Raw genomic sequence first — 12,712 nt, forward strand, 5'->3', positions numbered from 1 at the left:
CCTGACAGAATATCACTTAATCTTAACCTGTGCGCGGGGACGGGGAGAAATTCCGGGATTTTTGGGCGGCTGAAGCCAGATAATCGCTGGTTTTTGTGAACCGGACTCACTATAATCTCGCGCAACCTTTTTTCCCCCCATTATTTTTTTAGAAGCCGTTAATTCACTGGCTGGGACACCTTTATGAGCGAAAAATACGTTGTAACCTGGGACATGCTGCAAATCCACGCGCGCACTATGGCTAAACGCCTGCTGCCGGCAGAACAATGGAAAGGCATTATTGCAGTCAGCCGTGGTGGCCTGGTTCCGGCAGCGTTGCTGGCTCGCGAGCTGTGCATCCGTCATGTGGATACCGTATGTATCTCCAGCTACGACCATGATAATCAGCGCGAAATGCAGGTGCTGAAACGCGCAGAAGGCGACGGTGAAGGTTTCATCGTGATCGACGATCTGGTGGATACCGGCGGCACCGCGAAAGCCATCCGCGAAATGTACCCGAAAGCGCATTTCATCACGATCTTCGCGAAACCGGCTGGCGCACCGCTGGTTGATGACTATGTGATCGACATCCCGCAGAACACCTGGATCGAACAGCCGTGGGATATGGGCGTGGTATTCGTGCCACCTCTGGTAGGAAAATAATCCTCCACTGTTAATATTCCTCTAATTTAACGCCTGGCTCATTGCCGGGCGTTTTGCTTTTATTGCCTTGAAATCCTTTCCGCTTGACCTCACCCCTCACTTGTCGCAACGTGGGCGGGTTATAATCCCGTCCAGAAATGATCGCCTGCGGGCGACCTGCTGCTTGCTAACGGAGGATCTTGCATCATGGCTCCAGCCAATCTTACGGAAAAACTGTTTAAACCTTCCTTCAAATACCCGGAAACATCAACGCTGGTTCATCGCGTTCATCACCATAATACGCACCCGCCGATGCATTCTGCGCTGGAAGGCGACACGGTTCATTGCTGGTACCGCACGATTAACCGTCTGATGTGGATGTGGCGCGGGGTTGATCCGCTGGAAGTGGAAGAAGTGCTGTCGCGCATTGCTGTCTCCCAGGCGGAGCACAGCGATCCGTTGCTGCTCGATACCGTGATTGGTTACCGCAATGGCAACTGGATCTACGAATGGTCAAATCAGGCGATGTACTGGCAGCAAAAAGCCGCCGAAGAGAAAGATGCGGATGTGGCGAGCGAATACTGGCTGAAAGCCGCCAACCTTTACAGCATCGCCGGTTATCCGCATCTGAAAGGCGATACGCTGGCGGAACAGGCGCAAGCGCTGGCCAATAAAGCCTTTGAAAAATCCTCGGAACATTCGCCTTACGAACTGAAAGAGCTGGAATTTAAGATCCCCGGCGGTGCCCCTATCACCGGTTTCCTGCACCTGCCAGCCGAAGGGAAAGCACCGTTCCCGACGGTGCTGGTGTGTGGCGGTCTCGACACCTTACAGAGTGACCATCAGCGCCTGTTCCGTTCATATCTCGCGCCGATGGGCATCGCGATGCTGACCATCGACATGCCGTCGATCGGTTTTTCATCGAAGTGGAAACTGACGCAGGACACCAGCTTCCTGCATCAGCAGGTGCTGATGCAGCTTTCGGATGTGCCCTGGGTCGATGCCAGCCGCGTCAGTTTGCTCGGTTACCGTTTTGGTGCGAACGTCGCGGTGCGTCTGGCGTATCTCGAACCGCGCCGCGTGCGGGCAGTGGCCACGCTGGGGGCGCTGGTGCATACGCTGCTGAGCGACCCGAAATGTCAGGAGCAGGTACCGAACATGTATATAGATGTGCTGGCGAGCCGCATCGGCATGTCGAGCGCGTCCGACTCGGCGCTGAAAACCGAACTTAATCGTTATTCTCTGAAAACGCAGGGGTTGCTTGGACGCAGAACGCCGACGCCCATCCTGGCCGCATACTGGGAGAACGATATATTCAGTCCGAAGAGCGAAGCTAAGCTGATTGCGGATTCTTCCGCTGACGGCAAGCTTTTGACCATCCGCAGCGAGCCGCTTTACGCGCATTTTGACAGCGCTTTACATGAGATTTGTGGGTGGTTGCAAAAGCATATGCGTTAACTTAATAGTTGCTAATTCCTAACGTTTTGCTAAAAAGGATCGTCTTTCAATGGAGGTTGTACTATGACGTTACCAAGCGGTCATCCTAAAAGCAGGCTAATGAAACGTTTCGGTACACTGGGACCGTACATCAGAGAAGGGAAATGCGAGAACGACCGCTTTTTCTTTGACTGTTTAGCTGTCTGTGTGAACGTGAAGCCTGCGCCGGAAAAGCGTGAATTCTGGGGCTGGTGGATTGAATTGCAGGCTGAAGCCGAACGTTTTACCTATGTTTATCATTTCGGATTGTTTGATAAAGACGGCATCTGGAAAGTGCAAAACATTAAAGATGCTGAAGTGCGAGAGAAGCTTGAGACGACATTGAAAGGGTTCCACAAAAACCTGAATGCCATGATCGAAGAGATGTCCCTCAAACTGGAACCTGCTGATGATTTCAGCGAAGAACCTGTGAAGCTCTCCGCCTGACTTTCTGTACTACCCATTCCCATCATGAATGCTGCTATTATAGCGTTATGCCGTTTGGCATAACGCTTCTCTGCTGTTACAAAGACAAAGAAGCCCTTCTTTTTCACACTAATGGAACGATTATGAGTGGTAGTCAGACACTGGTTGTAAAACTGGGCACCAGCGTGCTCACTGGCGGCTCGCGCCGCCTCAACCGTGCTCACATTGTTGAGCTTGTCCGCCAGTGCGCGCAGCAACATGCGGCAGGGCACCGGATTGTGATTGTCACGTCGGGCGCGATTGCTGCCGGGCGTGAACATCTTGGCTACCCCGAACTCCCCGCCACCATTGCTTCCAAACAACTGCTGGCTGCCGTCGGGCAAAGTCGTTTGATCCAGCTGTGGGAGCAATTGTTCTCGATTTATGGCATCCACATTGGTCAGATGCTGCTGACGCGTGCCGACATGGAAGACCGCGAGCGGTTCCTGAATGCCCGCGACACCATGCACGCGCTGCTCGATAACCATATCGTCCCGGTCATTAATGAAAACGATGCGGTCGCCACCGCTGAAATTAAAGTCGGCGATAACGACAATCTTTCCGCACTGGCCGCTATTCTGGCGGGTGCCGATAAATTGCTGTTGCTGACCGATCAGCGTGGTCTGTTTACCGCAGATCCGCGGACCAATCCTGAAGCTGAATTGATCCGCGAAGTCATGACCATTGATGATGAACTGCGCGGTGTGGCGGGCGACAGCGTCTCTGGTCTCGGTACCGGCGGCATGGCCACCAAACTGCAGGCGGCAGATGTCGCGTGCCGGGCGGGCGTCGATACCATTATTGCTGCGGGCAACCTGCCGGGCGTGATTGGCGATGTGATTAACGGCGTTTCCGTCGGCACACGTTTTCACGCGATGGAGACGCCGCTGGAAAACCGTAAGCGCTGGATCTTTGGTGCACCGCCAGCCGGTGAAATCACCATCGACGACGGCGCGGTTTCTGCCATGATGGAGCGCGGCAGTTCGCTGCTGCCAAAAGGGATCCGCGAAGTGAAAGGCGATTTCTCGCGTGGCGAAGTGATCCGCATCCGCAACCTGAACGGACGCGACCTCGCGCACGGTGTCAGCCGCTATAACAGCGATGCGATGCGCATGATTGCCGGTCATCACTCTCAGCAGATCAGTGAAATTCTCGGTTACGAATACGGCCCGGTTGCCGTTCACCGTGACGACATGATTGTCAGTTAAGGAGCCACAGATGCTTAACGAGATGGGCAAGGCCGCGAAAGCCGCGTCCTGGCAGCTTTCCACCCTCAGCACCGCGCAGAAAAATCGTGCGCTGATGCTGATGGCCGACATGCTTGAGGCCAACAGCCAGAGCATTATTCTTGCTAACGAACTCGACATGGCTGCTGCCCGCGAAAGCGGCATGAGCGAGGCATTACTGGACCGCCTGCTGCTGACCCCCGCGCGTCTTTCGGCGATTGCCAGCGACGTGCGTGATGTCTGCCGTCTGAGCGATCCGGTCGGGCAGGTGATTGATGGTTCACAGCAGGACAGCGGTTTGCGTCTCGAACGCCGCCGTGTACCGCTCGGCGTGATCGGCGTGATTTATGAAGCGCGCCCGAACGTCACTATCGATGTCGCCAGCCTGTGCCTGAAAACCGGCAATGCCGTTATCCTGCGCGGCGGTAAAGAAACGCACCACACCAATCAGGCGACGGTTAACGTCATTCAGATGGCGCTGGAGGAATGCGGACTGCCTAAAGCCGCCGTTCAGGCCATCGACAGCCCCGATCGTGCACTGGTGGCGGAACTGCTGCGTCTGGATAAATACGTCGATATGCTGATCCCACGCGGTGGCGCGGCGCTGCATAAACTTTGCCGCGAACAATCCACCATTCCGGTGATCACCGGCGGTATCGGCGTTTGCCATACGTTTGTGGATGAAAGCGTCGATTTCGACAAAGCGCTGACCGTGCTGGAAAGCGCGAAAGTACAGCGCCCGAGCGCCTGTAACAGCCTGGAAACCGTGCTGGTGCATCAGGCGATTGCCGCCCGCTTCCTGCCGGAACTGAGCGACAAAATGCACCGCGCAGGCGTTACGTTACACGCCAGCGAATCTGCGATGCCGTATCTGCAAAACGGCCCGGCGAAAGTGCTGGCGGTGACCGAAGAAGATTATTCGGATGAATGGCTGTCGCTGGATCTGAACGTGACGGTAGTGGCCGATCTGGACGCCGCCGTGGCGCATATCCGCACCTACGGCACCGAGCATTCCGATGCGATCCTTACCCGTTCCATCAGCAGCGCGGACAGGTTCGTGCGTGAAGTGGATTCCTCTGCGGTTTACGTCAACGCCAGCACCCGTTTCACCGACGGCGGACAATTCGGTTTAGGCGCAGAAGTGGCAGTCAGCACACAAAAACTGCACGCCCGCGGCCCGATGGGATTAGAAGCCCTGACGACCTACAAATGGATTGGTTACGGCGACGATTTAGTCCGTCCGTAACTGACCGGCACCGGTGGATTCAGCATGATGAAACCGGTGCGATCGCTTATCCCTGCTGAACACCATCATTCCTGAAACAACGCCCTGACCCATTCGATAAAATACCGCACCTTTGACGGCAAATGCCGGTTCTCCGGCCAGGCAATATGCACCGGCACCTGTTCATCCGCCCATTCAGGAAACAGCGGCACCAGCGCGCCGTTATCCAGCGCTTCCTGTGCCAGAAAGCGATACGTCGTCAGCACGCCAAGCCCCGCAATGGCACCGGTCAGCGCTGCGGTGGAATCGTTAACCGAGAACTGCCAGCGCCCGCGAACAGTGACACACTGCTGATCCTTAAACACCTGATGTTCAAATACCCGTCCGGTTTGTGGCGAGGCGATCTGCACCAGCGTATGGTCGAGGATAAGATCCTGCGGATGTTCAGGCATGCCGTGTTTTTGCAGATACGCCGGTGCGGCACAGGTGATCATCGGTAAAACCCCAAGCGACCGGGCGATCAGCGCATCGTTATGCAGCTCACCGATACGGATCACACAATCGATGTTTTGCGCAATCAGATCGGCGGTGCGGTTACCGACGCTCACCTCAACCTGAACGTCGGGATAATGCATCAGGAAGCCGGGCAGGGCGGGGATCACCCGCCGATAAGCAATCGCATTCGGCATCTCGACGCGGATTTTGCCGCGCGGAGCCTGCGTTGCCGCCTGCACATTGCTGTCGAGAATCTCCATCTGATCAAGCAGCCGTATTGCTCCGTGATAATAGGCTTCGCCCTGTTCCGTCATGCTTAAACGGCGCGACGTCCTGTGCAGCAGCTTCACGCCCAGTTCGCTTTCCAGCGCCTGCACCTGCCGCGTTACCGTGGATTTCGGTAAATCCATCAGTTCTGCCGCACGGCTGAATGACCCCGAATCCACCACCTGCACGAACGTGCGCATATTCTCCAGCTTATCCATTCCGGCCCTTTCATTTTTTATCGTTGCAATATCAGCAATCTTTCATTCGGGATTGCCACCTTGTTCGCCCGTGCTGAAACAGGGAGGATGACCCCACACCAGAAGGTTGTCACCAGATAAGGTCATAAAATGAGTGTGCCAGAAACTTACCCGATCGGCAGCGCCAGAATCACTAAGATCCCCGAGATGACATTGCAAGATCCCGGATCGTCGCTTTTTCCGCAATGGAATGCTGATGCTATTCAGGATGCCGCGAAAACATTACCGGCAGATTTTTTTGGCGCAGATGCCTCAGAACTGATGCTCAGCACCCACAGCTGGCTGGTGCAGACCGGCACGCAAACGGTGCTGATTGATACCGCATCCGGCAACGATAAATTGCGTCCACTGAACCTGTTGTTCAATCAGCTGAAGACGGGCTGGCTGGATAACCTGCGGGCGACGGGCGTCGAACCGGAAGATGTTGATGTGGTACTGCTGTCACATCTGCACGTTGATCATGTCGGCTGGAATACGCGGCTGGAGAATGGCCGCTGGGTGCCGACTTTCCCGAACGCGCGTTATCTGTTTTCTGAAGCCGAATACCAGTTTTACGCCGATCCGAACAACGTCCGGGATCCGAGCGACGGCATCTTTGCCGACAGCGTTGAGCCGGTCGTGGCGGCCGGTCTCGATCAGCGGATACATGCTGATGACGCCACGGCCATTCCGGGGTTCTCCATCATCCGCACGCCAGGCCACAGCCATGATCATTTCTCTTTCGCCTTTACCTCTGAAGGTGAAACGGCCTTTTTCTGGGGCGATGTGATGCACCATCCGCTTCAGCTCGCGCGTCCTGACTGGGATTCGGTGTTCTGCGAAGAACCGGCACAGGCGACAGCCTCACGCCATAAGGCAATTGAGTTTGCCCTGAGCCATCAGGCCACCGTTTTCACCACCCATTTCGCCGGTTCCTCTGCGGGCAAAATCCGTCAGGATGCCCGTGGCCTGAGCTGGCAGCCACTCTGAGAAGGAAAACCCGATGAGCAATTCCGATATTTTCAGCGAAAGCTTTTTGATCCCGTCTGATACCGACGGCATCCGGTTGCATCTTTTGCACAAGCACCGCAAAGGGGAGCAAAAATTCAGCGAAGCCAGCACCATCGTCATGATGCACGGCGCGACTTATTCCTCCGGCAGCCTGTTTGACACGCCGCTGGAAGGCGCCTCTTTTGCCGATGCACTCGCCCGCGCCGGTTTTGATGTGTACGCCGTCGATGTACGCGGTTATGGCGGCTCGACCCGTCCGGTGGAAATGCTTCAGGCCGCCACCCTCAACGCACCTGCGGTGAGAACAGATGTCGCCGTGCGCGATTTCAGCAGCGCCGTCAATTTTGTGCTCAGAACGAACGGGCTTTCACAGGTTAACGTGATCGGGATGTCGTGGGGCGGCAGCGTCACCGGTACGTACACCACGCAGAACGGCCACAAAGTCAGGCGCTTAGGGCTGATTGCCCCGCAATGGGTGAGCGACAAACCGCTGCCGCTCGACCCCGGTGGCGAACTGAACGCGTGGCGCATCGTCAATGCCGGTGCGGCGCGTGAACGCTGGATTAGCGGAGCGCCACAGTGCAAGCGGGGAGGGCTGATCCCGGAAGGGGGATTTGAGGCATGGCTGGAAAAAACCGTCAGCGACGAGCCGGATGACGCACTTCGGGCACAGCAATCAATCCGTGCCAGCAACGGTCCGATTCAGGATATCCGCGATTACTGGGCGGCGGGAAAACCGTTTTACGATCCGGCCGATATCGGCGTGCCGCTGATGTTAATCCATGGCGAATGGGATATTGATGTGCCCGTCGAACTGGCACAGGCATGGTTCCTGCGCGCCACCGGCTCACCGGATAAACGCTGGCTGGAAATCGGTGAAGCCACGCACATGATGGTGCTGGAGAAAAACCGCTATCAGGTTTACAACGCCCTGATCAGTTTCTTCCGCGAACCGCTGGCGAAAGCTTAAGCAGTCAGTTCATCAAAGTGCGTGTGCTGATGAGAAAAGCAGCATACGCACCGCCGGGGGCTTGACGGACGTCGGAGATTTGAATATTTTATGCCCCGTAGTTCCCCGGTAACACTTCAAAATGCCGACTTAGCTCAGTAGGTAGAGCAACTGACTTGTAATCAGTAGGTCACCAGTTCGATTCCGGTAGTCGGCACCATTTATCTTCTCGCACTCCCTGATTTTCAATCTTTTAACTTCTCCCTTTAGTTCCGTTTCTGCGCCTGCTCCCCGTTCGCCCAAACGTTTTTGCTGCATCAGAACCGGCGTTATATCCATATTGTGCGCAGGGTGATTAAGAACTCACCAAACATCCCGATCGGCGCTTGACGGACGTCAGCGGTTTGCATAATTTGTTACCCCTAGCCCCGGCACCTTTCAAAAAAGCCGATATAGCTCAGTTGGTAGAGCAGCGCATTCGTAATGCGAAGGTCGTAGGTTCGACTCCTATTATCGGCACCATTTGGCGTTTCAACTTATCCATTTAAAAGACTCAGGGAAGCACGCTTGTGTGCAGCGCTTTCTCAATACGTGTCAGGCATTCTTGCTGGGTTGGATGTGCCGGTGGCATATTTTTATGCCGAAGAAGATGCGCTGACTATTGCATTCCATGAAAGTAGAAAGCAGTCAGTTTAGTGTTTTCAATCTTAGGGAGCCCAAAATGAGCCAGAAACTTTTAACCTTCGCCAGATCATTTATTAATGGCGAAATCTCAGCCGAAGATTTTGCTGACCCTTATCAGATGCTATGGAAAGCTGAGGGTGAAAATGGCGATTCGCTGAAAGATAACTATCAGGACAGTGAAAAATGCTCGACCATTTTCTGTCTCGCAGATCAATTCAATCCTGACAATGATCGTGATAAGTATGAGTTTGATGCTGATGAACTTAAAGCGCGGGTTCGGGCTGTTTTGGATAACGAATGACTCTCAGGAGCCACCTGAATACAAATAAAGGAAAAACATGCAGCTCAAAGATAAGTTTGAAGAGTACTCGGAAGCCGAATTTGTTGCGCTGGTGAAAGATATTTTCGACGTGCATGGCAGCGAGTCATATCAGGACAGTTTACTGGAAAATTTCAGTCGGGTTACCGGGCATCCTTCAGGGACTGATTTAATTTTTTATCCTGAAGGAGATAACCCAGTCACGCCAGAGAGTGTAGTTACCGAAATTAAACAGTGGCGGACTTCTGTCGGGAAAACGTTGTTTAGAAGCTGACGGGTATCTGCGTCATCCGCATCCAGCGTCGCATCAATATGCCTCATAATATATTTTTCAAATCCTGAATCGCGATTTCTCAGAGATTGCAGCTTAGCGATTTCCTGCCATTTATCGACAAGTAGCCGCGCCATCGCGTCTGAATTTCCTTTTGCGATACTGCCATCGTCACATTGTGCGAAAGCGATGTAGTTTTTATGTAGGGCATCCCATGAATCGAGATTGTCCACTGCAATATCTGCTGCTTCTGCATCACGTTCGGTACAGTTTTTTTGCATCAGGAGTACCAGAAAAGAGGGCAAATGATAAAATAATGACGACAATTTTCATTCTATATCCATTAATTATTATGTGTTATTTTCTGCGATGGCTGAATTTTGACTTTGAATTTATCTTGTTTGAAATAATTTATGAGACTGTTTGTGCTATAAATATTTTATATGAATCATTTTTAAATAATAATTAATATGAGTATTCGTATTATCTGTTTGTATAAATAACTCGAATAACTCGAATAACTCGAATAACTCGAATAACTCGAATAACTCGAATAACTTAAATGACTTATATCTTATGATTTAGCTCAAGGTTTATGGTTTTATATTTATTGTTCGTTGTGGGTGTTTATTTTAGCTGATTATCATACTGGCGAAACTCACCTCAATGGACGGAAAATAAATATGGAAATGCAATTCACTAATGAACTGAATCAGGAATTACTGGATGTCATCAATACCCCACCTTTCACGGCTGAACAACTGGCTGAAATGGATGAAAGCGCGAGGGCAGTTGTTGAGGAACAGGCAGCGTTTGCCCGTCAGCATCCTGTTATTGCGATTTACCGGCTGGCAGTTCCAGGCAGCCTGACTGCCCGCGGTGGCAAAGTCACCAAAGCCAGCAGTACGGGTAAAGTCACCCTTGAGAATGGCACTGAAGCGGCGTTTGCCCTTGAGCAGGATGAAGTCACTTATGCCGATGGCAGCACGGCAAAGATTACCACCAGCGCAGGCCAGCAGTTTTGTGAGGGGAATCGTGGATTTGCCTTAGTCGGCAGCATGCTGGATAACGGCGATAAAATTATCAGTACGCCGCAGGGCAGTTGCTACCTGGTTGCCCGAAAAGATGTCCCGATGGCAGTAGATTTTCTTGCCGTTACCGGCGCGTAACGGATGGGGTATCGCTCAAATTGTTATGGTCGCGGGCAGGCGCTGCACGGCGACAAAACCACGACAGGCGCGGTGTGCCTGACCTCTCTGCCCAATGCGACGGAACACGGGCTTGGCGTGATCCGCATCGGTGATGCTACGACCGACTGCCCGAAATGCGGTCGTCGCGGAAAAATCACCAGCGGAGAACCGCATTCCACCTATGACGGCCTCGCTTCTGCCGTGGACGGTTCGGATGTTTTATGTGGTTGCCCGCCGGGGACGAACCGGGTTATCGCGCCAGCCGGACAGTGGATGGGGAGAGGTAAATCACCTGCCGAACTGGCGCGTGAAAAGTGGGAAGCAGAGCGTGCCGCGGTATTGCTGGTTCAGGCTGAGAAAGAAGCGGCAGAACAGGCCAGACGTTCGATGCCGGTGTTTGCAAAATCGGCTGAATGTGGCGCAGGGAATACCGAAGCACGAACCTGCGAGGAGCAGCATCATAACTTCGGGCGATTGTCTTACGGGGTGCCGACGCCGGTCGCAGGCATAAAGCCCGAAGTTGAGCAGCACGCGCAGGCGACGAAGCGCAAGAAGCCAGCCGGTGATAAAAAGCCCTGGTACAAAAAGATATTTGGCGCGAAGGCTGATGCACCCGCTCAGTCTGGTATGCCGCTGGCAATACCCGTAGCAACGGGCGGTGGCGCTGAGCTCATTGCGTCGGGCATGAGTGCACTGCGCGGGGTGACGTCGATCCGCCTCGGCAGCCTGTTCGTGAATCCGGTCACCGTCGGTGTTATCGGGACGTTTTACTCGAACAAGCTGAACGCCGGTGAAGAGGATATTTTAAGCGACAGCCAGCTTGCGGCGCTGGCCGGAAAGTCCGCCCCGACGCGGATCCGTTTTCAGTGGGTGAAGGATAAATATGGCCGGTTAATTCCCGTGGCTTATCACACCGGCGCTGACAGCGGTCTGGATCAGGTTCGTGTACGCGCCATGCGGCGGAACATATTCACGGGTAACTATGAGTTCTGGGCGGATGGCGCGGAAAAGCCCGCCATCATCTGGACGCCCGACGAGCTTGAGTTTAAAGCGCCAGGCAATACCGGTAATCGTGATGAGCCGTATTTACCTTCGACCATCACCGTATTACCGTTACCCGGCGCGGAAGAAATGGGCAGCACCTCAACCTCGCTACCGATCCCGGATGAACAATCATTTGATGATTACATCCTGGTCAATCTGCCGCACGGCATGCCGCCGATTTATATTTATCTGAGTAATGACCACAAATACCATGTGGCACCAAAAGGAAATCCTCCATTGCCAGCATTTCCTGATGCTAAGAAAGCAGTAAGTAAGACCCTAATCAAGGGCGGAGGAAAGTTCCGGTATCGTTGGAAAGACTCAAAAAAGACGATCTACGAATGGGATTCTCAACATGGAACTGTCGAAGTTTATGATAAAAGCGGGCGTAATCATTTAGGTGAATTTGATCCCGTAACCGGCAAACAAACGAAACCTGCAGATCCAGCAAGAAAGGTAGAAAAATAATGATTATTTACACGATTGATTTGTTTGATAAGCAAACAGAAGACTTGATTTTAGAGGTAAACATCCCGAAAAAAAAACTGGACCCTATTTCAAAAATAATGGGTTGGGATGAAGAGGATAAAATGGATTTCATCAATGGTGTTGCGGTGTTTAACGTGAATAAGGTGCAAGCTGCATCCCTCGGTATACTATTTGAAACAATATTTGATACTGATAATTACGTTATTCAGATGTCTGCAGGTGAAGACAATGACTGATGACTATCCTTGCCCATGCTGTGGTGAAAAGGTATTCGAAGCTTTGGGTGAGCATGACATCTGTCCCACCTGTAATTGGGAAGATGACCCTTTTCAGTCTAAAAATCCTGACAGGCGTGGTGGAGCGAACAAAATGAGTTTGAATGAAGCTAAGGAGGCTTTTAAACAAGGTAAAATAATACAGTAGCCACAAAAAGCTAACGGTATAAAGCCCTACTCTTAGCACAGTATTACCGTTACCCGGCGCGGAAGAAATGGGCAGCACCTCAACCTCACTGCCGATCCCGGATGAACAATCATTCGATGATTACATCCTGGTTAATCTGCCGCACGGCATGCCGCCGATTTATATTTATCTGAGTAAACCGCTGGTGAGGTTTTTGGATGTTGAGTTATACAGTGACTTTAAGCGGCGTTCGAAAAAAGGAAAGTTTGAGGCGGATCATATGCCGTCTAAAAAATAATGAATATTCAGGCGGCAGATCATATCTCTGTCGCCTGTGATTTA

The 12,712-nt window shown here is 52.8% G+C and carries 15 protein-coding genes, 2 tRNA genes and 1 pseudogene; 16 read left to right on the forward strand and 2 right to left on the reverse strand.

Annotated elements, in window-relative coordinates; genetic code table 11:
* Positions 1-183: 183 nt before the first annotated feature.
* The 5 genes from gpt to proA all read left to right on the forward strand — a co-directional run bounded on the left by gpt (position 184) and on the right by proA (position 5,034).
* Entirely contained in the window at positions 184-642 is a 459-nt protein-coding gene (gpt, locus tag DXU84_RS02895) for a xanthine phosphoribosyltransferase (protein ID WP_013574288.1), read from the forward strand.
* 186 nt (positions 643-828) lie between these two features.
* Complete coding sequence (gene frsA / locus DXU84_RS02900; RefSeq protein WP_153374804.1) at positions 829-2,079, forward strand: esterase FrsA; 1,251 nt, start codon at positions 829-831, stop codon at positions 2,077-2,079.
* A gap of 63 nt (positions 2,080-2,142) precedes the next feature.
* Complete coding sequence (gene crl, locus DXU84_RS02905; RefSeq protein WP_013574290.1) at positions 2,143-2,544, forward strand: sigma factor-binding protein Crl; 402 nt, start codon at positions 2,143-2,145, stop codon at positions 2,542-2,544.
* Positions 2,545-2,666: 122 nt separating this feature from the next.
* Positions 2,667-3,770 (forward strand): glutamate 5-kinase, encoded by a 1,104-nt coding sequence (gene proB / locus DXU84_RS02910; protein WP_013574291.1) that lies wholly within the window; start codon positions 2,667-2,669, stop codon positions 3,768-3,770.
* A gap of 10 nt (positions 3,771-3,780) precedes the next feature.
* The gene (proA, locus tag DXU84_RS02915) at positions 3,781-5,034 is read left to right on the forward strand and encodes a glutamate-5-semialdehyde dehydrogenase (protein WP_013574292.1); all 1,254 of its coding nucleotides are present in this window, start codon (positions 3,781-3,783) and stop codon (positions 5,032-5,034) included.
* Positions 5,035-5,099: 65 nt separating this feature from the next.
* On the opposite strand, the gene DXU84_RS02920 is transcribed toward proA, so the two are convergent.
* Complete coding sequence (locus DXU84_RS02920) at positions 5,100-5,993, reverse strand: LysR family transcriptional regulator (RefSeq protein WP_013574293.1); 894 nt, start codon at positions 5,991-5,993, stop codon at positions 5,100-5,102.
* A 129-nt stretch (positions 5,994-6,122) separates the two neighbouring features.
* Between DXU84_RS02920 and DXU84_RS02925 the strand changes: the two genes are divergently transcribed.
* The 6 genes from DXU84_RS02925 (at position 6,123) to DXU84_RS02950 (ending at position 9,248) form a co-directional block, all read left to right on the forward strand.
* Positions 6,123-7,001, forward strand: a complete 879-nt coding sequence (locus DXU84_RS02925; protein WP_153374806.1) for an MBL fold metallo-hydrolase — start codon at positions 6,123-6,125, stop codon at positions 6,999-7,001.
* A gap of 13 nt (positions 7,002-7,014) precedes the next feature.
* Positions 7,015-7,992: an alpha/beta hydrolase gene (locus tag DXU84_RS02930; RefSeq protein WP_013574295.1), complete on the forward strand. Its 978-nt coding sequence runs from the start codon at positions 7,015-7,017 to the stop codon at positions 7,990-7,992.
* A gap of 123 nt (positions 7,993-8,115) precedes the next feature.
* A tRNA-Thr gene (locus tag DXU84_RS02935) sits at positions 8,116-8,191 on the forward strand.
* Between the two features lie 226 nt (positions 8,192-8,417).
* Positions 8,418-8,493, forward strand: a tRNA-Thr gene (locus tag DXU84_RS02940).
* Positions 8,494-8,692: 199 nt separating this feature from the next.
* Positions 8,693-8,956, forward strand: coding sequence for a colicin immunity domain-containing protein (locus DXU84_RS02945; protein WP_013574296.1), 264 nt, complete (start codon positions 8,693-8,695; stop codon positions 8,954-8,956).
* Positions 8,957-8,993: 37 nt separating this feature from the next.
* Complete coding sequence (locus DXU84_RS02950; RefSeq protein ID WP_013574297.1) at positions 8,994-9,248, forward strand: bacteriocin immunity protein; 255 nt, start codon at positions 8,994-8,996, stop codon at positions 9,246-9,248.
* Here DXU84_RS02950 and DXU84_RS25060 read toward each other — a convergent pair.
* Positions 9,152-9,526: a hypothetical protein gene (locus DXU84_RS25060; RefSeq protein WP_228388942.1), complete on the reverse strand. Its 375-nt coding sequence runs from the start codon at positions 9,524-9,526 to the stop codon at positions 9,152-9,154. The genes DXU84_RS02950 and DXU84_RS25060 overlap by 97 nt on opposite strands.
* A 402-nt stretch (positions 9,527-9,928) precedes the next feature.
* Here DXU84_RS25060 and DXU84_RS02960 point away from each other — a divergent pair, with 402 nt between their 5' ends.
* The 5 genes and pseudogenes from DXU84_RS02960 to DXU84_RS02980 form a co-directional block, all read left to right on the forward strand.
* Entirely contained in the window at positions 9,929-10,414 is a 486-nt protein-coding gene (locus DXU84_RS02960) for a hypothetical protein (protein WP_013574299.1), read from the forward strand.
* A gap of 3 nt (positions 10,415-10,417) precedes the next feature.
* Complete coding sequence (locus tag DXU84_RS02965) at positions 10,418-11,947, forward strand: colicin E3/pyocin S6 family cytotoxin (protein ID WP_131638679.1); 1,530 nt, start codon at positions 10,418-10,420, stop codon at positions 11,945-11,947.
* Positions 11,947-12,204: a hypothetical protein gene (locus DXU84_RS02970; RefSeq protein WP_013574301.1), complete on the forward strand. Its 258-nt coding sequence runs from the start codon at positions 11,947-11,949 to the stop codon at positions 12,202-12,204. Before DXU84_RS02965 ends, DXU84_RS02970 begins: the two co-directional genes overlap by 1 nt.
* Entirely contained in the window at positions 12,197-12,391 is a 195-nt protein-coding gene (locus DXU84_RS02975) for a CPCC family cysteine-rich protein (RefSeq protein ID WP_013574302.1), read from the forward strand. Before DXU84_RS02970 ends, DXU84_RS02975 begins: the two co-directional genes overlap by 8 nt.
* A gap of 40 nt (positions 12,392-12,431) precedes the next feature.
* Positions 12,432-12,668, forward strand: a pseudogene (locus DXU84_RS02980) (pyocin); the annotation flags it as partial.
* Between the last annotated feature and the right edge of the window lie 44 nt (positions 12,669-12,712).

This window comes from Rahnella sp. RcJ3 (genome assembly GCF_009498575.1).
GTDB lineage: Bacteria > Pseudomonadota > Gammaproteobacteria > Enterobacterales > Enterobacteriaceae > Rahnella > Rahnella aceris.